Source organism: Nitrosospira sp. TNL300, from assembly GCF_055385915.1.
Map to the genome: position 1 here is coordinate 843,806 of NZ_AP041005.1, position 25,232 is coordinate 869,037.

The window sequence follows — 25,232 nt, forward strand, 5'->3', positions numbered from 1 at the left end:
CGAATGGCGCAGGCCACGGAAATTTGGGAAACCTGGTTGGGATGAACACATTCATGTTTTATAGACGAAAAGTACCGCGGATGAGGCTCTTCAAACCCTCTGGATAAACCTGCTGCTGGGACCTGGCAGGCGAATGGAAATTAATGGAAATATGAGACTTTTTTATTCGGGATATTTAATATCCAACTAATGGGAGTTATCACTGATGAGTTCAGCTAATGCAACTACTGCTTCTACCGCTAAACTGACAGTACCGAAAGATGGTCTGGCGGGGATGATGCAGAATTTCAAATACGATTTCACCGCGGGTTTCTTCGTATTCCTGCTGGCGTTGCCTTTGAGCCTGGGTATTGCGAAGGCGGGGGATTTCCCTCCTGCGATGGGTGTTCTTACAGCCATGATCGGCGGGGTGCTGGTCGCCCTCTTTGCCGGTTCGCCGCTCACCATCAAAGGCCCTGCGGCGGGTTTGATCACCATTGTCGCAGGCTGCGTTGCTGAAGTCGGCGGCGGTCCGGAAGGGTGGAAAATGGCCTTGGGCGTCATGGTAGTAGCGGGCGCGCTGCAGGTCGTTATAGGCTTCATGAGAGCGGGTTCGCTTAGCGATTTCTTCCCGCTATCCGCGGTACATGGAATGCTGGCTGCGATCGGGCTTATCATTATTTCGAAGCAGGCGCACATCCTCCTCGGAATAGACCCGGCGACACTGGCGGGAATGGGACCTGTGAAGCTTTATGCTCACCTGCCCCATTCCATCATGAATCCAAACGGGCCTGTGGCAATAGTCGGGATACTCAGCCTGATCGTCCTGTTCGGATTGCCTATGATAAAAAGCCCTTTAGTGAAAAAAATTCCGGCACCGATGATCGTTCTGCTGATCGCGATTCCGGGCGCCATATTCCTGGACTTCAAGACGACGCAGCCTGCGCACATACTCGTGCACATCGGTGACTTCTGGAAGGAAATTGCTTTTAATGCCGATTTCTCGCAAATCGGAACAGGGGCATTCTGGAAATATGTGATCATGTTCCTGCTGGTAGGGAGCCTGGAGTCCTGCCTGACCGTCAAAGCCGTTGACAGTATGGATCCCTGGAGAAGGCAATCGAATTTCAACAAGGATCTTATTGCGGTTGGCGCCGGAAACACCTTTGCAGCCGTGATCGGTGGCTCCCCGATGATCTCGGAAGTTGCTCGCAGCTCCGCGAACGTTGCTTTCGGTGGGCGTACGCGCTGGGCCAATTTCTTCCACGGCTTCTGCCTGTTTGTTTCGATGCTGCTCCTGATCCCCGTGATCGAGATGATTCCGAATGCCGCGCTAGCAGCCATGCTGATCTTCGTCGGCTATCGGTTGGCCTCGCCGCATGAGTTTTTCAAGACCTACAAGATTGGCAGCGAGCAGTTGACGATCTTCCTGGTTACGATTGCGGTGACGGTCGCCAGCGACCTGTTGATGGGTATCGGCGCAGGTATTCTCGTCAAATTCGTCTTCCATATCGTAAATGGTGCATCGTTCGGCAACCTTTTCGCGGCGCGCTATCAACTGAAGCAGACCGGAAATCAGTACTACATGAACGTTCAGGACGCCGCGATATTTTCCAACCTGATCGGCTTCAAGAAGGTACTGGCCAAGTTTGAACCCCAAAAAGAAGTCGTTCTCGACTTCAGCCAGGCAACGCTGGTCGATCATACCTTCATGGAATTCCTGGAGCATTTCGAGGAGCAATATGTCGAAAAAGGGGGAGCGGTGACGGTAACAGGTTTCGATCGCTTCCAACCTTTCTCTGCTCATCCACTCGCGGGAAGAAAGGCGAAGAAGGAAAAAGTCGGCGCTACCGCACCTTCGCTTGATGGTAGCACGTCGAGGGAGTGATGCCTGACCAGCAAGCTTCGTAATAAAAGTAATAAGTAATAAAAGCACGATGGACCGTATCTCCGGTCCATCGTGCTTTTAGCTTATGGAAAAGACCGTATCGCAGCTTTTATGATACGCAATGCCATGTTCCGTACCGTCTGTGTCGAACGGAAGTAAGTGGATTGGAAACCGCTACTGGATTTTGGTTCGCAAGGGAGAAGATGGATGACGATCCGTGCGTAGCGAGGCGATCAGCTTATGATAGAGGTCAATGCGGCGTACGCTCACCTTATTCTCCTGCATCGCATCCACCAATGCGCACCCTGGTTCGCTTGAATGGCGGCAGTTATTGAACTTGCATTTGCCGATGTAGGGACGAAATTCCCTGAATCCCCAGGCGATATCTTCAATGCTCAGATGCTGCAAGCCGAACTGCTGAATTCCGGGTGAATCTATGATGAGGGCATCCCTGTCGAGATGATAAAGCCGCGCATGAGTTGTCGTGTGGCGCCCTGCGTCGAGTGTGGCGGAAATGTCGGCAGTGGCACGCTCGGCGGCAGGAACAAGCGCATTGATAATGGTGGATTTTCCCATACCGGATTGACCCACCAGTACGCTGAGATGGTTTTCCAGATGGGACAGCAGGGGTTTTACGTCGTTTCTGGCACTGATGGGTAACAAAGCGTAGCCAAGTTCGCGGTAGAGTGAGAGCCTATCCAGGGCAGCGCTGCCAGGTCCTGTCAGGTCTGTCTTGTTGAGTACGATCAGAACATTGAGCCGCTGGCTTTCGGCGGCAACCAGGCAGCGATTTATCAGTTCCTCGCTGAAGCTGGGGACTGCCGCCACTACAATGATTACCTGGGTCGCATTGGCTGCGATGAGTTTCTCGCGGGAGATATCACTACGGTATAAAAGCGCGCTACGCGGCAAGATCCTTTCGATAACCCCCTGCTCAGGCGCCGTTTGATGAATTTCAACCCGATCGCCGCAGGCCGCCCCGCTCTTTTTTCCGCGTAACACGCATGTGAGCGTCGAGTCATCCGCGGTTTTAACGAGGAAATGCCTGCCGAAGGCCGCTATAATTTCTCCATGAAGGGGAGGTAAGGTAACTGATGGACAGCCTGGCGATCTCAAATTTGAAAAAGCGTGTCAATTTTCGCGGCGCAAATAAAGTCATTCTCTGACAAACCACCGATAGCATGGGTTGTGTATTCCACCAGACATTTGTTGTAACCTGCGGTAATGTCGGGATGATGGTCCTCCCGGTGTGATATCCATGCTATAGCGTTAACGAATGCCATTGTTTGATAGTAGTTCTTGAAACTGAATTCCTTGCGAATCGTTTTTCCAAGATAGTTCCAGCCATCGAGCTGCCGCATCAACTGAGTTATTTCCTCCTGTGACAAAGGAGGCATCGCTCCTTCACAAGGTTTGCATTGTTTTGTAGCGAGATCATTAACAGTGGTATTCATTCGCGCTCCTGCTGATCAATATAGAACAGAGTTAATTATGCGCCAGACTTCTCAATCGCGCTATCCTTAGCGCGGCAGGCGGGTGAGAATCATAAAATGCCGAGTGCAGAGGATCCGGCGTAAGTGTCGATGCATTGTCCTGATAAAGTTTCAGGAGCGCGCGCACGAGATCGGCTGCGGAAGCATTGTGGGCGGCATACTCATCCGCTTCAAACTCGTGTTTGCGCGAGTACAGGCTTGCCAGTGGCTGAAACAGGAAAGTGAACACAGGCATTATCAGGAAAAACAGCAGCAACGCCATCGCTGTGGAGGGCACTGTCGCAACCGGGACACCCAATCCCTGGTAAAACCAGTCCTGTTGCATCAGATAGCCAAGCCCCCAGAGAAACAGCAGACTCATCGCGAATGTCCAGGCAATGCGCTTTATGACATGATGACGCCTGAAATGCCCTAACTCGTGCGCCAGCACCGCTTCAATTTCCTGTGCATCCAGCCGGGACAGCAGGGTATCGAAGAAGACAATCCTTTTTGTTTTGCCGAATCCTGTGAAATAGGCGTTGCCATGATTGCTGCGGCGCGATCCATCCATCACGAAAAGACCGCTGGATTTGAAGCCGCATTTCCGCATCAGCTCTTCAATCCGCGTCTTCAAAGAAACATCGTCCAGCGGAGTGAATTTGTTGAAGAGAGGGGCGATCCAGGTAGGGAAGATCGCCAGCACCAGCAAGTTGAAGATCACCCATGCCAGCCAGACATAAAACCACCAGTATTCACCCATTTTTTCCATCAACCACAGGACGGCAAGCAGCAGCGGCATGCCCAGCACGATTCCCAGGGTAAACCGCTTTGCCAGATCAAGGAAGAACATGCGTGGATTCATTTTGTTGAAGCCGAACTGCTCTTCTATCACGAAGGTGCGATAGTAACTCAGGGGTAGGCCGACTACGCTCGTCAGGAACATGACACTTGCGATAAGTGCCACTCCGTGCATCAACGGATCGCTCGTCCAATTCGATATAGCGGTATGGAGAGCGTTCAGGCCGCCTCCGAGGGTGAGTATCAGCAGCAACACAACATCGAGCAGGATGCTGGCATATCCGAGACGGGTTTTCGCGCAGGTGTAGTCGGCTGCTTTCTGGTGCGCCTTCAATGATATCTGTGACGAAAAATCCTGCGGAACCTGATCGCGATGTGAAATGACGTAGTCGATATGCCGTTTCGCCAGCCACATTCGCATAAGAAAAGTGACAGCCAGGACGGTAAGAAAAATGATAGTGAAAATAGGCATGTGCAGTGGAAGTTGTACTGGCCAAATCAGGATTTACGGTTGAAGGATGACTGATCAATAGCGATATGACACAATTACATGTCGAAAATTCAAGGCGATTCAATTATGACACAAGACAATGGCCGCCTCATCTGGATCGATATGGAAATGAGCGGGCTCAGCCCGGACAGTGACCGCATACTCGAAATCGCTCTGGTCGTAACGGATTCATGGTTGAATGTTCTTGCGGAAGCTCCGGTGCTGGTCTTGTCGCAATCTGAATCGGTGCTCGATGGAATGGATAGCTGGAACAAATCCACGCATGCGAAATCGGGCCTGGTGGAAAAGGTGCGGGCATCCGGGCTGACGGAAGCCGAAGTGGAAGCACGTATGATTGCTTTTCTTCAAGAACATATTTCTGCCGGAGTTTCGCCAATGTGCGGCAATTCGATCTGCCAGGATCGGCGTTTTCTGGCACGCTGGATGCCTCGGCTGGAAGCCTGTTTCCATTACCGCAACCTCGACGTAAGCACCTTGAAGGAACTGGCAAAGCGCTGGAAACCAGAAATTCTGGCCGGCGTGACAAAACAATGCAAGCATGAAGCGCTGTCGGATATATACGACTCCATTGCGGAGCTGAAATATTACCGTGAACATTTCATGCAGGCGGTAGAGCCATGAGCCGCGTCGATATAAAAAACCCGGGATTAGGCCAGCTATTTCGGTACCCCATTTTTCAACCTCTCAGGGAAGATTGAGTATGTCGAAAGGTACCTTGTTTACCATTGCTGTCACCCCGAAAATCCCGTCCCGGCTGGCACGTCTCGAAGATCTTGCCAACGATCTGTGGTACAGCTGGGATCGAGCCACGCGCTCGCTGTTCTCACGCCTCGATCCGATCCTGTGGGGAGCCGTCGGACATAACCCGAAAGCTTTCCTCAAGCGTGTGGATGAAACGCTGCTGCTCAAGGCAGCCGAAGATCAGGTTTTCCTGGCCAATTACAACAGCATAGTGTCCGCTTATGACTACTATCATTCGGAGACGTTGTGGAATGGCATTAATACGAGCCTGAACCCGAGCGACAAGATCGCCTATTTCTGTTTCGAATTCGGTTTTCATGAGAGTTTCCCGATTTATTCGGGAGGACTTGGCATTCTGGCGGGTGATCACTGCAAGGCAGCCAGCGACTTGCGCCTGCCATTGATCGGTATCGGCTTGCTCTACCGTCAGGGATATTTTTTCCAGATGATCGATAACCAGGGGAACCAGCAGGTCATTTACGCTGATTCGGATTTTTCGGATTTGCCTGTTGCGCCAGTCCTGCGGCAGGATGGATCTGAAGTACGAATAGAAGTGGAGTTGTTGCAACGCCGGGTGGCGGTAAAGGTCTGGCGGGCAAAAATAGGACATGTAAGCCTGTATCTGCTGGACACGGACCTGCCTGAAAACTCAGCGGGCGATCGCGACATCACGCATCAGCTCTATGGGGGCGACAGAGTGATGCGCATCGAGCAGGAAATCATGCTTGGCGTGGGTGGGATCCGCGCACTACGGGAAATGGGCATCGAGCCGACGATATGGCACATCAACGAAGGCCACGCAGCTTTCATGATGCTGGAGCGCATTCGCGGCCTTGTGCAGCAAGGTCTGGATTTTCCCGCAGCACTCGAAGCCGTAGCTGCAAGCACCGTATTTACAACCCATACAGCAGTGCCCGCCGGGCACGATCATTTCAGTGATGACTTGATCAACGCCTATTTTGAGCCATTCTATCGTGATCTCCATATTACTCGTGAGGACTTTATCGGGCTTGCCCGTGTCCCGGGCAGTGACGATTTCAACATGACTGATCTCGCCATCCGGGCCTCGCGCTATCAGAATGGTGTAAGCAAGATCCACGGGAATGTGTCTGCGCGCATCTGCAAGGACGTGTGGCCCCAGATCGAGCCGGAAGAAAATCCCATGTCATATATCACCAACGGGGTGCATGTTCCCACGTTCCTCGCGCAGGAATGGGCTGACCTGTTCGACCGCTACCTGGGATACGAGTGGCGCAACAACATGTGCGATACGGAATATTGGTCACGCATCGACACCATTCCTGACCATCTGTTCTGGAGTGTCCGCCAAACTCTGAAATCACAAATGTTCTATGGCATACGCGCCCGCCTCACCACGCAGAATACGCGTAATCATGCTTCAGAAGCACATCTTGACCGGCTTCTGCGCTTCACTGACCCCATAAATCCGAACATTCTGACACTCGGCTTTGGTCGGCGCTTCGCCACCTATAAGCGCGCAACATTGCTATTCGAAGATCTTGATTGGCTGCGCAGAATCATGCTCCAGCAGGAGCGGCCGGTGATGATCGTCTTTGCCGGAAAGGCGCACCCTGCCGACGTGCCTGGACAGGATTTGATCCGGAGAGTGAGTGAAGTTGCCCGAATGCCCGAATTCGAGGGCCAGATTCTCCTGGTCGAAGACTATGATCTCCGCCTTGCCCGCCGTCTGGTGGCCGGTGTGGACGTATGGATCAACAGTCCCGTGTATCCGTTGGAGGCAAGCGGAACCTCCGGGATGAAAGCAGGCATCAACGGAACAATCAACCTGAGCGTCCTCGATGGATGGTGGGGAGAAGGCTATGACGGAAAGAATGGCTGGGCTATCAAGCCGGGGCCCGAGAATATGGATCCAGTGCGTCGCGACAAGGAAGAAAGCAAGGATTTTTATGAAACGCTGCAGGACCATGTAGCTCCCCTTTACTATAACCGCGATAAGCTGGGCTATTCTTCGGGCTGGGTAAAGATGGCGAAGAATTCGATGAAGTCGCTGCTGCCGCGTTACAACGCCACTCGCATGGTGACCGAATACACCACGAAGTTTTACCTGCCGGCAAAAAAGCAGGGTGCGCTTTATGCGGCGGATGACTTCAGCAACGCAAGAAAGATAGCGGCCTGGAAAGCATTCGTAAGAAAAGCGTGGCCCGGCGTTGAGATTCGGCGTCTGGTTACGCCCTCCGGCCAGATCAGTTTCGGCGAGGCAGTGGATTTTCGTGTCGCAGTGAAGCTGAACGGGTTACATCCGGAGGATGTGGTGGTCGAACTGCTGATCTGTCGTCGATTGAAAAAGACTACGCTATGCTCGTTCAAGCATGTCCGCTTCGAGTTCAGCGGTATCGAGGAAGAATCGGCCGAGCACCTGTTCAAACTGGACCATACTCCCGACTTGTGCGGCAAGCTGGACTACTATATCCGGGTCTATCCGTATCATGCTTTGCTGACCCATCCATTCGAAATGGGCATGATGGTGTGGCTGTAGGTTTCCTCCATCTGCCTTTGCCTTCTCTACCTGCCTCTGTCCGTCGTGCAGACATGGTGCTTGCGTTGGCGCCTATCGTTTCTGGTCGAGCAGCGACAGGTAGATTTTCCGGTAGTCGGCTGCGCTGGCACGCCAACTGAAATCCTGCGCCATACCGTTTCGCATCAAACGACGCCACACCGGTTTGTCACGATACGCCGCAACAGTCCTCTCCAATGTGCCCAGAAAGGCCTCGGGCGTCAGTTCATGAAATACGAAACCTGTGGCGGTTCCATCGGCCAGGCTCCCCGTCGTGCAGTCAACGACGGTATCGAGCAAGCCGCCCGTCCCATGGACGAGGGGAGGAGTGCCGTAGCACTGGCTGTACATCTGATTCAGACCACAGGGTTCAAACCTCGATGGCATCAGGAAACTGTCAGCCCCTGCCTCTATCAGATGCGCCAGTTTTTCGTCAAAACCGATGCGTACCGCCATTTTTCCGGGATGATTTCTTGCCATCCGCATCAGCTCCTGCTCCAGCATCGCTTCGCCACTTCCCAAAATAACGAGTTGCCCGGGTATGTCAATCAGTTGTGTGACGATCCGCAAAAGCAGATCATAGCCTTTCTGATAAGTGAGGCGGCTCACTGCGCCAAACAGCGGAATATCAGGATCGACGGTAAGCCCCAGTTGCTGTTGCAGCCCGGTCTTGTTGATGACTTTGCCGGACAGATCATCCATCGAATAGTTTTGCTCAAGATGGGGATCATTGACAGGATCCCACTCATCGGAGATGCCGTTCACAATGCCCGTGATGCGCTCGTGCCGTCGGGAGAGCAGTCCTTCCATGCCAAAACCGAGAGGCGGCACCTGAATCTCCCTCGCATAAGTAGGGCTTACAGTGACGATGTGGTCGCAATAGTAGAGTCCAGCCTTGAGGAAGGACATGCCTCCATAATATTCCACTCCTTCGGCATGGAAGCTGGCCTGAGGCAATCCCATCTGAGATACAGTCTCGGGGGAAAATACTCCCTGAAAAGCGAGGTTATGAATCACCATCAGAGATGCTGCCTTTGTTCCCTTATGGAAATGGAGATAGGCAGGGACGAGGCCGCTTTGCCAGTCATTGCAATGAACAACGTCTGGATGCCAGTCCAGAGGGCTGGCATCGCTTGCCAGAATCGCGCCGATTTTTGAGAGAAGGCCAAAGCGTATCGCGTTATCGGGCCAGTTGTGTCCCTGGGCGTCGGTGTAGGGGCCTCCGTCACGCCAGTAGAGCTCCGGGCAATCAATAATGAGCAGGGGAACATTGCCAGACGCGCCAAATGGCAGCCTTGCCGACAGCAGCGTTGCTGCCGGAAATGAGGATTGAGCGGCAAACTCCGCTATCTTCTGCTTGTTTTTCAATCCGTTGAGTACCTGAGGATAACCCGGAATGAGTATGTGCACGTCTGCTCCAAGCTCGCTCAAGGCCGTGGGCAAGGCAGCGCTCACCTCACCCAGTCCTCCGGTTTTGTTAAGAGGGTGAATCTCGGGCGTGATGAATAGAACGTCGAGGTGCGGATGTGATCGTGCAGGAGTCATGAGTTTTTCCGTTTACTGTTCATTGTCATATGGGAGCCGGGTTAACTGAGCAGGAAGCATAGGCATAACGCTACGTGGCGCTCGCATGTCTCAGTACTGTTATTGATTATCGCCGCGGCTCTACCAGGGTTATGGATTTGTCCTGGAGGATCAACCTGCCTCCCTTATCCGTCGGTGCTGGTTGCAGGCAGATCAGTATGAACAAAAATGAGCCCGGCAAGCGGGGGCAGGGTGATAACAATTGAATCCGCCCGTTCCATGGAAGGCTGGGCAGTTGTCTGGATACTTCCCATGTTACCGAGATCGCTGCCTCCATAGTAACGAGAATCGCTGTTGAAGATTTCTTGATAGCTCCCCGCTGCGGGCACGCCGATGCGATAACGGCTGCGTGGCACCGGCGTAAAATTGAGTACCACCAGAGCAAACGAACCGTTTCGTGCAAAACGCAGATAACTGATCACAGAGTTGTCCGCATCGTGACAATCCACCCACGAAAAACCTTCCGGCTCAAAATCACGTTGATGCAGTGCAGCAACGGTACTGTACAGTTGGTTGAGGTCACGCACTGCCATCTTTACTCCATGATGCCAGCTATCGCCCAACTGATACCAGTCGAGTTCGCGCGATGAATTCCACTCCCGCCCCTGGGCAAATTCATTCCCCATGAAATTGAGTTTTTTTCCGGGATATGTCATCTGATAGGTAAACAGCAGGCGCAGGTTGGCGAATTGTTGCCATGCATCTCCCGGCATCTTGCCCAAGAGCGAGCCTTTGCCGTGAACGACTTCATCGTGGGAGAACGGCAGCAAGAAATTTTCGCTGTATGCGTACAACTGGCCGAATGTCAGCTGGTCGTGATGGAAACGCCGGTAGACCGGATCATTGCGCATATATACCAGGGTGTCGTTCATCCAGCCCATGTTCCACTTCATGGAAAAACCCAGCCCGCCGAGGTAAGTGGGGCGGGACACACCCGGCCATGCGGTGGATTCCTCGGCAAGTGTCAGCGCGCCCGGGAATTCCTGGTGCACCATGATATTCAGTTCACGCAGAAAATCGATGGCCTCCAGATTCTCCCTGCCACCATATCTGTTCGGCAGCCATTCACCTGGAAGCCGCGAATAGTCGAGATAGAGCATGGAGGCGACAGCATCGACCCGCAGCCCGTCAAGATGAAATTCCGATAGCCAGTAGTGGGCGCTGGAAAGGAGAAATGATTTCACCTCATTACGCCCGTAGTTGAAAATGTGCGTCCCCCAGTCCTGATGCAGGCCCATGCGGGGATCCTCATGTTCATATAGCGCGCTGCCATCGAATCGGGCAAGGGCGAAAGCATCCTGCGGAAAGTGCGCGGGGACCCAGTCCAGGATTACGCCGATTTCCTCCTGATGACAGGCGTTGATGAAAAATTTCAGATCGTCCGACGTGCCATACCGGCTGGTTGCGGCAAAATAACCCGTCGTCTGATAACCCCAGGATTCATCCAGGGGATGTTCCGAAATGGGAAGCAACTCGATATGCGTGTACCCCATTTTCCGTACATACGGGATCAGATGACCGGCAAGCTCCCGGTATGAATAGAAACTTCCATCCGCGTGCCGTTTCCATGATCCGGCATGAATTTCATAAATATTGAGCGGAGTGCTAAGCCAATCCCATACTGCGCGCTGCGTCATCCATCGCGCGTCATTCCACGTCATCTTGCTGTCGAATGGAGTACAGGCAGCAGTGCCGGGACGTACTTCATAATGACGGGCATAAGGATCCGTTTTAAGAAGGATCGCGCCGGTATCACGATTCCGGATTTCATATTTATAAAATGAATCCGTCGGCACACCGGGGATGAACAATTCCCATACTCCACTCTGACCATGGGAGGCCATCGGGTGGATACGCCCATCCCAGCGGTTAAAGCTTCCCACCACACTGATGCGTTCCGCATTCGGCGCCCAGACGGAAAAACGAACTCCGGCAACCCCTTCCATTTCCACCAGATGAGAGCCGAGCGTCTTGTAAGCCTGATGCAAGCGGCCTTCGTTGAACAGATACAGGTCATGTTCCGAAACTTGCGGAGGGAACGCATAGGCGTCATAAGTATCGTACACCCGTGCTGGTGCTTCGAAGGAAGCCTCTTCGATGCGTAGCTGATAAGGCCGTGGCGGCGGTATAAGTCCCCGCCATTCAAAAACTCCGGCAGGATGGACTCTTGTCATGCTTTCGAAACCGCCGCCTGCATCAATCGAGAGGCTTGCAGCATAAGGATGGAAGGCGCGCACCACCCAATGCTCATGTTCCGCATGGGCGCCAAGGAAGCTGAAAGGATCGTGCAGGCGCCCGGCCAGCAGGGCATGCAGCCGGGGGTCTCGCTTGATGGAGGAACGCTGTATTGTAAGATGCGGTCGCATGCATCGATTATAACGTGTGATAGCCTGGGATAGCGATGGCGGCAACTACCTACGAGCAGGACTGATCTCGTTTCGTGATTGGCGTGCTTCACGCGCCGCGCTTCCTTGCCAGAGACCTGCCGGAGTTTCCCAAACCGGGGCTGCGTCAGCCCGAGAAATTGCCCGGCTTCGCGGATTTCGGCGGATGATCTCTTTTTAATGATCAGTACATAAGTAGGAGAGAACATTGTCGTCCTGCTCCAGCATTTCTTCCAGGTGTGCCGCGTTCTCTTCTTTTACGTCGATAAACGCCAGATCATGCTTACCGTTGTAGTGCTGGACCGCATCTCGCCACGAGCCGTCACATGCAAGGGCGAGCGCGTTGACTGCAAACGACCCCTCGTTGGCGAAGATGATTTTGTAGCTTCTGGTTGCTGCCACTTTATTTCTCCTCTTGATTTGGCCTGGTTAATCGGTTGCTGCATGATTTACACTACACAGGAGCATTATTCCTGTTCCCAAGGGCGAAAGAGGGAAAGAGGGATATTTTTTAGGAGTGGAGATGTTCAAAATCCTCACGCTAATAGTTATCCTTGCTCTATCAGGATGTGCGGGAAAGCGTGGTCCAGGCTCAGGTACGGCTAATAAAAAAATCGCGTGCCGCACGTGCATGGCCTAATGCCATCGGACCATCAAGCAAACCGGCAATACTGGAATCCGTCCGCCCGCCCCGCACAATAATTTGCTTCGCTATTTTAGCCCGTTCCGCAATGACTTTGGTAACCTCAGGCTTTGGGCTGCGTGGGCGGGCCATAAGAGGAGCAGGCGAGGAGAAAACAGCCCCGGCGAAACAGCCCCGGCGCAAACAAGGCGCTTGCGCTTCCTTCAATTTAGCTGCAGAAAACTGCTGCAACTGCAATAATATAGTGGTCAAAGAGTCGTCCATGCGACAATTCAAGGGAGGTCTGAATGAAATTGCCGGCTGACTTGCGCTCTTATAGCCAGATCACACGTAATTCGATAGCAATGATACTGGCTGGAGGCCGCGGCACCCGGCTGCGGCAGCTGACCGACTGGCGGGCGAAACCCGCGGTTCCTTTCGGCGGCAAATTCCGCATCATCGATTTCCCTCTTTCAAATTGCGTGAATTCTGGTATTCGCCGCATTGGTGTCGCAACGCAATACAAGGCGCAAAGCCTGATCAGCCATATCCAGCAAGGATGGGGATTTCTTGACGGACGGTTTCAGGAATTCATCGAACTGTTGCCGGCACAGCAGAGAACTGAAGAAAGCTGGTACCAGGGAACAGCGGATGCCGTATACCAGAATATCGACATCCTGCGGAGTCATAATCCGAACTACGTACTGATCCTGGGGGGCGATCACGTCTACAAAATGGATTATGCCAAATTGCTGGCCGATCACATTGCGAAATCCGCCGAGATGACCATTGCCTGCATTGATCTTCCTCTGGAGGAGGCGAGCGCTTTCGGAGTCATGAGTGTAACCAAGGACGGAAGGGTGACAGGTTTCGCCGAAAAACCTTCAGCTCCCACAGCGGTTCCAGGCCGTCCGGGCTATGTGCTTGTCAGCATGGGAATATACGTTTTCAACGCTGAATTTCTTTTCGATCAGTTGATACGCGATCACGATGATTCGAACTCGTCGCATGATTTCGGCAAGGACCTGATCCCGCATCTTGTACCACGAAGCCGCGTATTCACCCACCGCTTCTCGGACAGTTGCGTGAACATGGTATCTGGCGTACCGTATTGGCGCGACGTGGGCACAGTCGATGCGTATTGGGAGGCCAATCTCGACCTGGTTCAGGTGACACCCGAGCTGAACTTGTATGATCAGGATTGGCCTATCTGGACGCACCAGGAGCAACTGCCCCCGGCCAAATTTGTCTTTGATAATGATGATCGGCGGGGACAGGCGCTGGATTCCATGGTCTCCGGGGGCTGCATTATCAGCGGGGCGACGGTGCGCCGCTCGCTGTTGTTTTCCAACGTGCAGGTGCGAAGTTACAGCAGTCTTGAAGATTCGGTGATATTGCCGAACGTGGATGTAGGTCGAAACGCCCGGTTGAGGCGGGTAGTGGTCGACAAGAACTGCATCATTCCTCCCGGTTTGGAGGTGGGATTTGATCCGGTGGAAGACAGAAAGCGTTTTTATGTGACTGAAACGGGTGTTACGCTTGTCACTCCGGAAATGCTGGGGCAAAAGATACATTATGTAAGATAATAGAAACGGATCGGATCTGGATAAGGTTGATTAAATAGGTGTACGAGATATGCAACCAGTACAATTAGTCTTGCTGTGGCACATGCATCAGCCGGATTATCGCAATTACGAGACCGGCGAATTCATGCTCCCATGGGTATACCTGCACGCGATCAAGGATTACAGCGATATGGTCGCTCACCTTGAGGCCCACCCCCGTATTAAGGCGGTGGTCAATTTCGTGCCAGTGCTGCTGGATCAGCTCGAGGACTATGCCACCCAGTTTGCTTCCGGAGAGATCCGGGATCCGCTGTTGCGGTTGCTGGCCACTCCCAGTCTGGATGACGTTTCCCAGGAAGATCGATTACGTGCCTTCGACAGCTGTTTTCGCAGCAATCATCTGACCATGATGCAGCCGTATCCTGCATACAAACGCCTGTACGACATCCATGAAATGTTGAGGGAATACGGGGACGGGGAACTGGCCTATCTTTCCGGCCAGTATCTTGCTGATCTGCTGGTCTGGTATCACCTGGCCTGGACGGGTGAAAGCGTGCGGCGAAGCAGTGAGATAGTGATCCAGTTGATGACGCAGGCGAAGGGTTTCAGTTATGCAGACCGGATGCAGTTGCTCGATGTGATTGGAGAGGTTGTGCAGGGCTTGATTCCTCGTTATCGCAAGCTGGTGGAATCAGGGCAGATCGAGCTTTCCACCACACCGCATTACCATCCGCTCGCACCCTTGCTGATCGATTTTTCATCCGCTCGCGAGAGCATGCCAGGTTCGGCTCTGCCGGCCGAGCCGGTTTATCCGGGAGGGCGAAGCCGCGTCGCATCCCAACTGGTTTCCGCCATTGAAAGCCATGTCGCGCGTTTTGGTGCAAGACCCGAGGGAGTATGGCCTGCGGAAGGAGCTGTATCAGCACCGCTACTTGAGATACTGGGTGAAAAAGGTTGCAAGTGGTCTGCCAGTGGCGAAGGGGTGCTGGCGAACAGTCTGCATCACTCCTATCCGGGCGAGCCTCTGCCGGAGAGGAGTCACTTTCTTTACCGGCCATATCGGGTTGACGGAAAAGCAGGCGATGTCATTTGCTTCTTCCGGGACGAGAAATTGTCGGACATGATCGGTTTCGAGTATGCCAAGTGGTTTGGACGGGACGCTGCCGAACATCTGGTGCGATCTCTGGAGGAGATCGGGCGTAGCGCATTGCCGGGAGAGGAACCGGTCGTGAGCGTGATTCTCGACGGCGAGAATGCCTGGGAATACTATCCCTATAATGGATATTATTTTCTCAATGATCTGTATGAAATTCTTGAAAACCACTCTTCCATCCATTCCACGACCTATCGCGACTATATCGCAGCCGAGAAAGAGACAGAAGCAGCGCGCTTGCCGGTTCTGACGGCAGGCAGCTGGGTGTATGGAACCTTCTCCACCTGGATCGGGGATCGGGACAAGAACCGTGCGTGGGATCTGCTGAGCGCAGCCAAGCACAGCTATGACCTCGTCATGCAAAGCGGGCGCCTGACTCCTGACGAAAGAGAGAAAGCGGAGCGGCAGCTTGCCTCCTGCGAAAGTTCCGACTGGTTCTGGTGGTTGGGGGACTATAATCCGCCTTATGCGGTATCGAGCTTCGACCAGTTATTCCGCGACAATCTTGCCAATCTTTATGTCCTGCTGAAACTGCCTGTACCCGCCTCTGTCACTGAGCCCATCAGCCATGGGGGAGGGGTGCATGAGACGAGCGGCGCAATGCGGCGTGCCTCCTAAGTAGCTGCTTCTATTCCTGCTGTAAAGCAAAGCGGGGGAAGCCATGTACCCGTAGCCACTTGGACAAAGTGCGCTCCGACATATTCGCGCTCACCCGCTTGATTGAACCGCAGACTCTCCCGAGTCCGACACAGTCCAGTGACAGAGCAGGTTACGCCACAGGGTCTTAAACCCATGATTGCAGTATGGTTCGGAGTCATGGGCCTATAGTGATGTTCATAAAATTTCTGGTAAAATTGCGGATTCTCCAAGAGCTCAGCAAGGATCTGTCATGACTTATGTGGTAACTGAAAGTTGTATCAAATGCAAATACACGGATTGCGTGGATGTGTGTCCAGTGGATTGCTTTCGGGAGGGGCCCAATTTTCTGGTGATTGATCCTGACGAGTGCATAGATTGCACTTTGTGTGTGGCTGAGTGTCCGGTAGAGGCTATTTACTCGGAGGACGACGTACCCTCAAATCAACAACATTTCACCGCGCTGAATGCTGAATTGTCCAAAGCCTGGAAACCCATCATTGAGAGAAAGGATGCGCCGCCTGATGCCGACGATTGGGCAAAGGTAACGGAAAAACTGGATAAGCTGGAACGCTGAACCGACAGCGGTAGCTTGCCGCGGCATGCCTGCCATTTCTCATTCTCTACAAATTCCTTTCCCCGAAGTTGTTGTAAACCGTATCGCCGGATTGAAAGCCGGCGATACGGTTGTGACTCCCAACCGGCGGCTCGCCATCACCCTCAGGCGCGAGTTCGATCGAATCCAGGCAGCACAAGGAATTTCTGCCTGGGCTTCAGCCGACATTCTGCCAGTTTCCGCATTTATCGAGCGCATCTACGAAGATGCGCTTTATTCCACTCATGCGTCTCATCTACCCCAACTGCTTACATCTGCACAGGAGCAGCTCTTGTGGGAGGAGGCTGTCGCCCGATCGGTGGGTGCTTCCGTCTTGCTCTCCGTGGCAGAAACCGCACGGTTGGCCCGAGAGGCGTGGGTGCTTGCCCATGAGTGGCAGTTGATCCCCCGGCTCGGGAAATTCGTGCTGAACGAGGATTGCAGGGCATTCAGCGGCTGGTCGCGCCGCTATGAAAATGTCACCCGCAAGGCTCGCCAGATCGACCGTGCACGTCTTTGCACGCTTGTAACCGGCTTGTGCGGTTCCCCTGGCATCGCAATACCGCAACGCCTGATTTGTTATGGTTTCGACAGCGTTACACCGCAGTGGGCTGCGCTGCTGGCAAAGCTTGAGGAAGCTGGTTGTGAGGTCGATGAGGTGAGAGGAATCATTCCGCCCGTGCAGCGGTTCGAAATACCGCACTCCGCAAACCGGACTGTGCACCGGGTGGAATGCGACGTCAGCAATGATGAGATTTATCGTGTCGCGGTGTGGGCGCGGGCCCGAATCGAGAGGGATAGCGCCGCTCGCGTCGGCATAGTGGTTCCGCAGCTTTCGGAGTATCGGGGCAGCCTCGTGCGGATCTTCAGCTCCGTGATGGAACCGGATGTCCGTCAAGCCCTTCCCGGCACACCGCGGCACATGCCATTCAACATATCCCTGGGTGTTGCGCTGGGTTCGTATCCGCTGGTACATGCTGCGTTCCTTGTGCTTGAGCTCATTCAGGGAGAAATCGAGTTCGAGCGTGCAAGCCTCTTGTTACGCTCCCCCTTCCTGGCTGGGGCGGAAGCCGAAATGCTTCCTCGTGCGCAGCTTGATGCAAAACTGCGCAAGCATGCCGAGCCTGTGATCGCGCTCGACCGCCTGCTTGGACTGGTAAAGCGTGAAAACAACGCAAACTGTCCAATCCTGGCGAGGCTGTTGTCGGCCTGCGAAAAGTTCTGCAAAAAAATGTCGACGGACAAGCAGCGTCCTTCCGCACTGGCGAGAGCAATTTCCGATATCCTGCGGCTTGTCGGATTTCCGGGTGAAAGAACTCCTGACTCTTCAGAGTACCAGACGCTCAAAAAATGGCAGGACGTCCTCGCGGGCTTCGCCCTTCTTGATAACGTTACCACCGGCATGAGCTATCGCCAGGCCGTCTCACACCTGCGCGGGATGGCTGCCGATACCTTGTTTCAGCCAGAGACGCCGGACGTTCCCATCCAGATACTCGGCGTCTTTGAAGCTGCCGGAATGATGTTCGATCATCTCTGGGTGATGGGATTGTCGGATGAGGGCTGGCCGCTGCAACCGCGCCCGAATCCGTTCCTGCCGATCGAGCTGCAGCGCGCTGAAAGGCTGCCCCTGAGCTCGCCGGCAACCACTCTTGAACTTGCATCCCGCTTTACCGATGGATGGCTGGCTGCATCGAAGGAAGTTATTCTGAGCCACGCCCGGCATAGCGGGAGCAGCGATACGCGCGAGCTGGCGCCAAGCCCGTTGATCGCACATATTGCTGCCAGCGATATCGAGCTTCCGAACCTGCTTCCGGATTATGTGAAACATCGCGATCTGATCCATCAGGGACGCCGACTTGAGCGAATAAAGGACGATCCGGCCCCTGGAATAGTTCATGACAAAGGAAGAGATGGCAGGGCCCGCGGCGGCGTAGCGGTGATAAAAGACCAGGCCGCCTGTCCATTCCGCGCGTTGGCGCTACATCGTCTGCATGCGGAAGGCTTGAAGACGCCTCATTCCGGACTGGATGCGGCAGAGCGCGGCACGCTGGTTCACGAGATGCTTGCCCAGGTATGGGGGCGGATCAGGGACAAAAGCACACTGGATGCCCTGGCTGAGGACGAGTTGAAAATACTGCTGACCAGCGCCGCGGGAGAGGTGATTGCCCGCATGAGCGTCAGGCATCCGTACACCTTGTCAGAACGTCTTGCCCGGATAGAGCAGCGGCGGCTGATAAGATTGGCCCGGGAATGGCTCGAAGAAGAGAGGAAGCGAAGCGATTTCACTGTAGTTTCCACCGAGGCCAGAAGGAGTATCGAAATCGCCGGACTCGCCTTGAGCACACGGCTGGATCGCGTGGATGAACTCGCCGACGGTCGCCGGATTGTCATCGATTACAAAACACGGGCGCCTTCCGTGAACGCGATGCTGGGTGAACGCCCGGATGAGCCTCAACTGCCGCTCTATCTTGTGGCCGCTGAGGCGGGCGCTGCCGCCATTGCCTTTGCACAAGTCAGAACCGGAGAAATGCGGTATACCGCGCTTGCACGCGACAACGATCTTTTGCCCGGCGTAAAGGGGTTTGCGGAATCACGCCACATCGATCGATATGACTCGTGGGAAGCACTCGTCGCAGCCTGGTTTGATGCTCTTGTAAGCGTCGTTACCGATTTTTCCAGCGGTCATTCGCAAGTCGACCCCAAGAAATATCCACAGACCTGCCGCACATGCGATGTTCGCCCCTTGTGCCGTATTTACGAGCGCGCAGCCATGGATTTCACTGAGCAAGGGGAGGAAGAATGAGTAATGCGCTCCCGCTGCAGCAGAATGCATCGAGTGTTCCGCCGGATGAGGCGGAACGGCGCCAGACTCTCGATCCTGCGTGCTCATTCATTGTGCAGGCTCCGGCCGGATCCGGTAAAACCGGGCTTCTGATTCAACGCTATCTCAAGCTGCTGGCTTGCGTCGAAGAACCCGAGGAGGTGGTGGCGATCACGTTCACGCGCAAAGCGGCTGCGGAGATGCGCCAGCGGCTGATGGCCGCGCTGACCTCCGCCCAGAAGGCGGCTCATTCATCCGGAGCCCAGGAAACCGGGCAGGAAAGCGAACATGAAAAAACGACCCGGACACTGGCTCATGCGGTGCTGCGGCGGGATGTGGAGGCGCACTGGCGCCTTGCTGATCATCCTGCCCGGCTGCGCATTCAAACATTCGATTCGCTATGTGCGTCCCTTACCCGGCAGATGCCAGTGCTCTCCGGGTTCGGGGGGCAGCCGGAAACGGTGGATGACGCCTCCGATCTATATCTCGAGGCGGCGCGCGCCACTCTTGATCTGCTTGACGGCGACGATGCGGTTGCCAGTGATGTCGAGTGTTTGCTGGAGCACCTCGATAATGATATCGGGCGTATAGAAAAACTGCTTGTAGAAATACTGGCCCTTCGGGACCACTGGTTGCGGCATGTTCATGTCCGAGAGCGACACGATCTGGAAGCGGCATTAGGGAATACACGCCGGCAGGCATTGCGGCGCTTGCGCGCATTGTGGGCGTTCCATCCTCCTGCCGCCCAGAATGAACTGATTGCGCTGGCCAGATATGCCGGCAGCAACCTGGCGAGCGGCGGGAGCATGTCAGTTGAATACGAACGGCTCAGTGCGTTCGACACCTTGCCTGGGTGTGAGGAGCAGGATGTTTCCTGCTGGTGCGCCATTTCGGAACTGCTCCTCACGAAAGGAGGGGATTGGCGCAAGCAGTATACCGTCAGGGAAGGTTTTCCACCCGGCGCATCTGGTACCAAAGCTGAAAAAGAGATTGCAAAATCCTGGAAAGACCGAGCGTTACAGCTGATTTCCCGGTTGGCCGCAAATGATGATGATTCGCTTCGCCAGTCGCTGCGCGACATTCGCCTGCTGCCGCCACCTGCTTACACCGAGGGGCAGTGGAAAATACTCGGCTCGATTATCCGGCTGCTGCCCTATGCTGTTGCACAGCTGAAGCTCGTATTTCAGCTGCATGATAAGGTGGATTTTAGCGAAGTGGCGCAGGCAGCATTGCGCGCCCTGAGTGATCCCGAGGGGCCGACAGATCTTGCGCTCACGCTCGATTATCGCATTCGGCATTTATTGATAGATGAGTTTCAGGATACTTCGATCAGCCAGTATGACCTGGTCACAAAACTGACGACAGGATGGGAGCCGGGAGACGGACGCAGCATGTTCGTGGTGGGCGACCCGATGCAGTCCATCTATCGTTTCCGCCAGGCTGAAGTCGGGCTGTTCCTGCGTGCTCGCGCTACCGGATTTGGAAACGTGACACTCAGTCCGGTTTCACTCTCCGCCAATTTCCGGTCACAGCGCGGTATCGTGGACTGGGTTAATGCGACGTTCGCAAGCGTCATGCCGCAGCGCGAGAATATTTCAACGGGTTCGGTACGCTACTCGCCCTCCGTTGCCGTGCGCACTGCGTTGCCAGACGCTGCTGTCAGTGTGCATCCATTCTTCAACGACGATCATGGGGCCGAGGGAGCAAAAGTGGTGGAGGTTGTCGCGCGCGCGCAGCGTGATGAGAACTGCTCCACCACTGCCATTCTGGTTCGAAATCGCCGCCATCTGGCGGAAATCCTGCCTCGGCTCAAAAAAGCCGGATTACGTTTCCGAGCGATCGAAATCGAAGGACTGAGCCGGCAGCCCGTAGTACAGGATTTATTGGTCCTCACTCGGGCGCTGATGCACCCGGCCGACCGATTGGCATGGTTTGCGTTGTTGAGAGCCCCGTGGTGCGGGCTTACGCTGGCAGACCTCCACACTCTTGTTTCGGCTGCTCCTGGTCAATCTGATGAGGCGCTCGACCCCGGCACCGCAGAAGAGAGAGAGGAAAACGCCGGAACCGGTTCCGGCACCGCGTGGGAGTGGCTTCAGGATGAAAACCGTATCGCCTCTGTATCGGCTGATGCCTATGAACGGCTGCTGCGGGTGCGTGATGTATTGAAGGCGTGCATGGCCAATCGGGATCGACAATCCCTGCGGGCAACGGTTGAAGCTGCCTGGTTGGCGCTGGGGGGGCCGGCGTGCCTCGAAGATGAGACAGGACTGGAAGACGCTTCAGCCTACCTTGATTATCTTGAGTCGCATGAGGAAGCGGGCAGCATTCGCAGTCTCGCGGCATTGGAGGAAGGATTGACAGGTCTTTCCGCCTTGCCCGATGCGAAAGCGGACGATACCCTGCAAATCATGACCATCCACAAGGCCAAGGGACTGGAGTTCGACTGCGTGATTGTACCCGGCCTCGGCCGCTTGTCGCGCAGCGATGACAAGAAGCTCTTCATGTGGATGGAGCATTTGCGCGACGAATGGCCGGAAACGGAAACGGAAGAGGAAGAGGAAAGCAGCGGGAGGAATGATCTGTTGCTCGCACCCATCCAGGAAACCGGTTCCGGGAGCGATCCAATCTATTCGTGGATCGAAAAGCTCGATGACGAGAAGGAATGCCTGGAGGATGGACGGTTGCTCTACGTAGCTGCAACACGCGCCAGAAAGCGTCTGCATCTTCTTGGCAGTACTGGCGCTATCAGCGGCAATGAAGGCGGGGTTGAACTCAAACCTCCGCCGGTCAGGACTTTGCTGAGCAAAATCTGGCCTGCGGTCGAGTCCTTTTATAGGGAGGCCGCAGCAAAAGCAGCTTTTTCAGACCTCCCGTCATGCGGCGACAATAAAGAGCAGGAAGCAAGAGACAAACCCGTGATCGACCAGTCGCTTCGCCGTCTGATATCCCGCTGGGAGCTTCCGCCCGCCCCGCGCGCCCTACAGTGGAAGTCCAGCCAGCCTCCTTTGCCAATCCGGGGGGAAGTCGAATATTCCTGGGCTGGCGAGACAGCCAGGCTTGTCGGCAATATAGTCCACAAATGGCTGCAACGTATTGCCGAGGACGGGCTGGCTGACTGGAATGCCGCTCGAATCACGGAACTGCGGGATATCTTCCGGCGCCAGTTGATTGCATGCGGCGCGATCAGCACGGGTAAGGATGATTCTGATGATGCCGTAAAAAGAGTGATGGCAGCGCTTACTCACGCAGTGAGCGAGCCGCGCGGACGCTGGCTGCTGGAACCGCAGCAGGAGGCGCGCAGCGAGTTGCACATGACCGGTAACATTGCGGGCCAATACATGGATTTCGTGATAGATCGTACTTTTCGCGATGCGGAGGGTCAACGATGGGTCGTTGACTACAAGACAAGCAGCCATGAAGGCGCTGATGTGGAGGGCTTTCTCGATCGCGAGCAGGAGCGCTATCGCGATCAGCTGGATCGTTACGCTGCACTCATGGAGGCAGCGGAAGGACAGCCGGTAAGGCGAGGGCTCTATTTTCCCCTGCTCAAGGGATGGCGGGAGTGGGGTGACGAGACTTGAAGGGTAAATAACCCGCGACTGAAGTCGGAGGCTTTATTGTGAAACATGGATACTACTGACCACATTTCCGCAAACGACCCAGTAGGGAGTAAACCATTGGATTTTTATATGCAGGTGAGTTTATGCGCTTTCTGATATATGCATTCGTTTTTTTTGCACTGGTGGGATGTGTGGCAACCTCGGTAGTTCCTCCGACCGCTGAGCCGCGTCCGGAGATCGAAGGAGAGAAGATTGAAGAGAGGGTCGAAGGAAAGATAGAAGAGAAGGTCGAAGAGAAAGTAGAAGGGAAGGTCGAAGAGGAGAGAAAAGAGGGGGTCGAAAATTTCATCGGTGAAATGGTCGAAAGACACGGCTTTGTCCAGACTGAACTGGAGGACATTCTTGGGCAGGCGCAGTATCAGGAGGGAATCATCAAAGCGATTTCGCAGCCTGCTACCGCAAGGCCGTGGTATGCATACCGGCCTGTCTTCGTCACGCCGAAGCGTATTGCCGCGGGTGTAGCCTTCTGGAACACAAATGCCGCGGACCTGGAGCGTGCCCGCAGGGATTTCGGGATTCCCGAGGAGATCATCGCAGCCGTAATCGGTGTCGAGACTTTTTATGGGACACAAAACGGCAAGCACCGGATACTCGACGCCCTGACTACGCTTGCATTCAACTATCCCCGGCGCGCGGCCTTCTTTCGCGGCGAGCTGGAGCAATATCTCCTGATGGGACGAAACCAGCAGGCTGACCTCCTGAATATCAGGGGTTCTTATGCAGGGGCAATAGGGATTCCGCAATTCATGCCCAGCAGTTACCGGCGGTACGCGGTGGATTTCAATAATGACGGCAAGATCGATTTATCCGGCAGCGCGGCGGATGCAATCGGGAGCGTTGCCAATTATCTGAAGAGCTACGGATGGGAAGCAGACCAGCCTATAGTGCTTCCCGCGGTGGTGAATGGGGAAGATTACCGCGCGGCTTTATATTCAGGACACCCACCGCACTATACTGTGGCGGAGATTGGACAATGGGGTGTGGCGCCCCGTTGGCATGCTCCCGGTGGCCGGCTGGCTACGCTTGTGGAACTCGAGATGAAGAATGGAAAAGAGTACTGGCTGGCTTTCAATAATTTCCATGTCATTACCCGCTACAACCGCAGCGTAAATTATGCGATGTCGGTGTTGCAGCTGGCGGAAGAGATTCGGGCAGCGAGAGCCTCGGATTTATAGCGGTGAGGAACTCTCGCGCGATTTCTTTTTTTGTAAGGCATCCTATGTTTTCTCAATATCACCTGCTTGAAAACCTTGTACAGAAGATAGAGACACTACTCATCGATTTCCCCGTATAACCCTGTGAAACGTTCTGAACCTCGTATATCTGTAGTTATTCCGGCGTTTCGCTCTGAAAGGACGCTGCCCGAATTATGTATCCGATTGGGTAAGGTACTTCCATTGGTTTGTCCTGAATATGAAATTATTATTGTTGAGGATGGTGGGGGAGGGCAAACATGGGAGATCATCCAGGCCTTGGCTGCGGCTGATGCGCGGATTCGCGGGATGCTTCATAGCCGCAATTACGGCCAACATAACGCCATCCTGAGCGGGATTCGGGCTGCTCGTTTTGAGATCATCATCACTATGGACGATGATTTGCAAAACCCTCCCGAAGAGATTCCTGCTTTATTAGCCAAGCTTGCGGAGGGGTATGACGTGGTGTATGGCACTCCCTATCAGGAAAAACATGGTGTTCTTCGAGATATTGCTTCGCTCATTACAAAGCGCATGCTTGAACATGCAATGGGCGGCGATGTGTCGCGACATATCAGTGCTTATCGCGTGTTTAAAACCCATCTTCGCGATGCATTCAAGGATTATCGCAACCCATTTGTCTCTATTGATGTTTTGCTGACCTGGGCAACTACTCACTTTGCCGCAATCCCGGTTCAACATAATTCCCGTACGGTGGGAGCTTCGGGCTACACATTATCTCGCCTGGTCAGGCATACATTAAATATGGTGACAGGATACAGCGTTTTCCCCCTTCAGCTAGCAAGCTGGACAGGCTTTTTGTTTACGTTGTTTGGCATATGCTTACTGATTTATGTTCTTGGACGTTATCTCCTCTATGGGAGCGGGGTGGCGGGATTTCCATTTCTCGCGTCCATAATTGCAATTTTCGCCGGAGCCCAGATGTTTGCCCTCGGCATCATTGGGGAATATCTGTCCCGTATGCACGTCAATAGCATGGGGAGGCCGTTAGCGGTGGTAAAGGAAGCAACATTTCCTGTGAATGACACAAGTAATAAAGAAGGTTCCGGATCGAGTTGAAGTAGATCAGCCACAAAGCAAGTGTGGCTGAAACGTGACCGTTTATGTTATTGG

The 25,232-nt window shown here is 54.2% G+C and carries 16 protein-coding genes; 10 read left to right on the top strand and 6 right to left on the bottom strand.

Annotated elements, in window-relative coordinates; all coding sequences use genetic code 11:
- Positions 1 to 205 precede the first annotated feature (205 nt).
- The gene (locus ACZ5BW_RS03780) at positions 206 to 1,867 is read left to right on the top strand and encodes a SulP family inorganic anion transporter (RefSeq protein WP_464542680.1); all 1,662 of its coding nucleotides are present in this window, start codon (positions 206 to 208) and stop codon (positions 1,865 to 1,867) included.
- Between the two features lie 174 nt (positions 1,868 to 2,041).
- On the opposite strand, the gene rsgA is transcribed toward ACZ5BW_RS03780, so the two are convergent.
- The 3 genes from rsgA to ACZ5BW_RS03795 are packed head-to-tail and all read right to left on the bottom strand — an operon-like array spanning position 2,042 to position 4,609.
- Entirely contained in the window at positions 2,042 to 2,983 is a 942-nt protein-coding gene (gene rsgA / locus ACZ5BW_RS03785; RefSeq protein ID WP_464542683.1) for a ribosome small subunit-dependent GTPase A, read from the bottom strand.
- Positions 2,980 to 3,321, bottom strand: a complete 342-nt coding sequence (locus tag ACZ5BW_RS03790; protein WP_464542685.1) for a 4a-hydroxytetrahydrobiopterin dehydratase — start codon at positions 3,319 to 3,321, stop codon at positions 2,980 to 2,982. The genes rsgA and ACZ5BW_RS03790 overlap by 4 nt, the downstream gene beginning before the upstream one ends.
- Before the next feature lie 31 nt (positions 3,322 to 3,352).
- On the bottom strand, positions 3,353 to 4,609 hold the full coding sequence (locus ACZ5BW_RS03795; protein WP_464542687.1) for a M48 family metallopeptidase: 1,257 nt from the start codon (positions 4,607 to 4,609) through the stop codon (positions 3,353 to 3,355).
- Positions 4,610 to 4,714: 105 nt separating this feature from the next.
- Between ACZ5BW_RS03795 and orn the strand changes: the two genes are divergently transcribed.
- Together orn and glgP are read left to right on the top strand one after the other, a co-directional pair.
- Complete coding sequence (gene orn / locus ACZ5BW_RS03800) at positions 4,715 to 5,269, top strand: oligoribonuclease (protein WP_464542689.1); 555 nt, start codon at positions 4,715 to 4,717, stop codon at positions 5,267 to 5,269.
- A gap of 79 nt (positions 5,270 to 5,348) precedes the next feature.
- Positions 5,349 to 7,907 carry an alpha-glucan family phosphorylase gene (gene glgP, locus ACZ5BW_RS03805; protein WP_464542692.1) on the top strand — a complete coding sequence of 853 codons (2,559 nt, stop codon included), beginning with the start codon at positions 5,349 to 5,351 and terminating at the stop codon, positions 7,905 to 7,907.
- Between the two features lie 72 nt (positions 7,908 to 7,979).
- On the opposite strand, the gene glgA is transcribed toward glgP, so the two are convergent.
- From glgA to ACZ5BW_RS03820, 3 genes are all read right to left on the bottom strand, one after another.
- Positions 7,980 to 9,470 carry a glycogen synthase GlgA gene (glgA, locus tag ACZ5BW_RS03810; protein WP_464542694.1) on the bottom strand — a complete coding sequence of 497 codons (1,491 nt, stop codon included), beginning with the start codon at positions 9,468 to 9,470 and terminating at the stop codon, positions 7,980 to 7,982.
- A gap of 164 nt (positions 9,471 to 9,634) precedes the next feature.
- Complete coding sequence (glgB, locus tag ACZ5BW_RS03815; RefSeq protein ID WP_464542696.1) at positions 9,635 to 11,875, bottom strand: 1,4-alpha-glucan branching protein GlgB; 2,241 nt, start codon at positions 11,873 to 11,875, stop codon at positions 9,635 to 9,637.
- Between the two features lie 195 nt (positions 11,876 to 12,070).
- On the bottom strand, positions 12,071 to 12,295 hold the full coding sequence (locus ACZ5BW_RS03820) for a hypothetical protein (protein WP_464542698.1): 225 nt from the start codon (positions 12,293 to 12,295) through the stop codon (positions 12,071 to 12,073).
- Positions 12,296 to 12,823: 528 nt separating this feature from the next.
- Here ACZ5BW_RS03820 and glgC point away from each other — a divergent pair.
- The 7 genes from glgC to ACZ5BW_RS03855 all read left to right on the top strand — a co-directional run bounded on the left by glgC (position 12,824) and on the right by ACZ5BW_RS03855 (position 25,178).
- Positions 12,824 to 14,101 carry a glucose-1-phosphate adenylyltransferase gene (glgC, locus tag ACZ5BW_RS03825; protein ID WP_464542701.1) on the top strand — a complete coding sequence of 426 codons (1,278 nt, stop codon included), beginning with the start codon at positions 12,824 to 12,826 and terminating at the stop codon, positions 14,099 to 14,101.
- A 49-nt stretch (positions 14,102 to 14,150) separates the two neighbouring features.
- Positions 14,151 to 15,851, top strand: a complete 1,701-nt coding sequence (locus ACZ5BW_RS03830) for a glycoside hydrolase family 57 protein (protein ID WP_464542703.1) — start codon at positions 14,151 to 14,153, stop codon at positions 15,849 to 15,851.
- 271 nt (positions 15,852 to 16,122) lie between these two features.
- Positions 16,123 to 16,446, top strand: coding sequence for a ferredoxin FdxA (gene fdxA / locus ACZ5BW_RS03835; RefSeq protein WP_464542705.1), 324 nt, complete (start codon positions 16,123 to 16,125; stop codon positions 16,444 to 16,446).
- A gap of 25 nt (positions 16,447 to 16,471) precedes the next feature.
- Positions 16,472 to 19,267 (top strand): PD-(D/E)XK nuclease family protein, encoded by a 2,796-nt coding sequence (locus tag ACZ5BW_RS03840; RefSeq protein ID WP_464542707.1) that lies wholly within the window; start codon positions 16,472 to 16,474, stop codon positions 19,265 to 19,267.
- Positions 19,264 to 22,866, top strand: coding sequence for a UvrD-helicase domain-containing protein (locus tag ACZ5BW_RS03845; RefSeq protein WP_464542709.1), 3,603 nt, complete (start codon positions 19,264 to 19,266; stop codon positions 22,864 to 22,866). Before ACZ5BW_RS03840 ends, ACZ5BW_RS03845 begins: the two co-directional genes overlap by 4 nt.
- 122 nt (positions 22,867 to 22,988) lie before the next feature.
- Positions 22,989 to 24,080 (top strand): lytic murein transglycosylase B, encoded by a 1,092-nt coding sequence (gene mltB, locus ACZ5BW_RS03850; protein WP_464542711.1) that lies wholly within the window; start codon positions 22,989 to 22,991, stop codon positions 24,078 to 24,080.
- A gap of 123 nt (positions 24,081 to 24,203) precedes the next feature.
- Entirely contained in the window at positions 24,204 to 25,178 is a 975-nt protein-coding gene (locus ACZ5BW_RS03855; RefSeq protein ID WP_464542713.1) for a glycosyltransferase family 2 protein, read from the top strand.
- The last annotated feature ends 54 nt before the right edge of the window (positions 25,179 to 25,232 follow it).

Coding starts and splice junctions, on each gene's coding strand:
- ACZ5BW_RS03840 (WP_464542707.1), top strand. CDS start 16,472: ATGCCTGCCATTTCTCATTCTCTACAAATTCCTTTCCCCGAAGTTGTT.
- glgC (WP_464542701.1), top strand. CDS start 12,824: ATGAAATTGCCGGCTGACTTGCGCTCTTATAGCCAGATCACACGTAAT.
- orn (WP_464542689.1), top strand. CDS start 4,715: ATGACACAAGACAATGGCCGCCTCATCTGGATCGATATGGAAATGAGC.
- glgP (WP_464542692.1), top strand. CDS start 5,349: ATGTCGAAAGGTACCTTGTTTACCATTGCTGTCACCCCGAAAATCCCG.
- ACZ5BW_RS03790 (WP_464542685.1), bottom strand. CDS start 3,321: ATGAATACCACTGTTAATGATCTCGCTACAAAACAATGCAAACCTTGT.
- ACZ5BW_RS03780 (WP_464542680.1), top strand. CDS start 206: ATGAGTTCAGCTAATGCAACTACTGCTTCTACCGCTAAACTGACAGTA.
- ACZ5BW_RS03795 (WP_464542687.1), bottom strand. CDS start 4,609: ATGCCTATTTTCACTATCATTTTTCTTACCGTCCTGGCTGTCACTTTT.
- fdxA (WP_464542705.1), top strand. CDS start 16,123: ATGACTTATGTGGTAACTGAAAGTTGTATCAAATGCAAATACACGGAT.
- mltB (WP_464542711.1), top strand. CDS start 22,989: ATGCGCTTTCTGATATATGCATTCGTTTTTTTTGCACTGGTGGGATGT.
- ACZ5BW_RS03845 (WP_464542709.1), top strand. CDS start 19,264: ATGAGTAATGCGCTCCCGCTGCAGCAGAATGCATCGAGTGTTCCGCCG.
- glgB (WP_464542696.1), bottom strand. CDS start 11,875: ATGCGACCGCATCTTACAATACAGCGTTCCTCCATCAAGCGAGACCCC.
- ACZ5BW_RS03830 (WP_464542703.1), top strand. CDS start 14,151: ATGCAACCAGTACAATTAGTCTTGCTGTGGCACATGCATCAGCCGGAT.
- glgA (WP_464542694.1), bottom strand. CDS start 9,470: ATGACTCCTGCACGATCACATCCGCACCTCGACGTTCTATTCATCACG.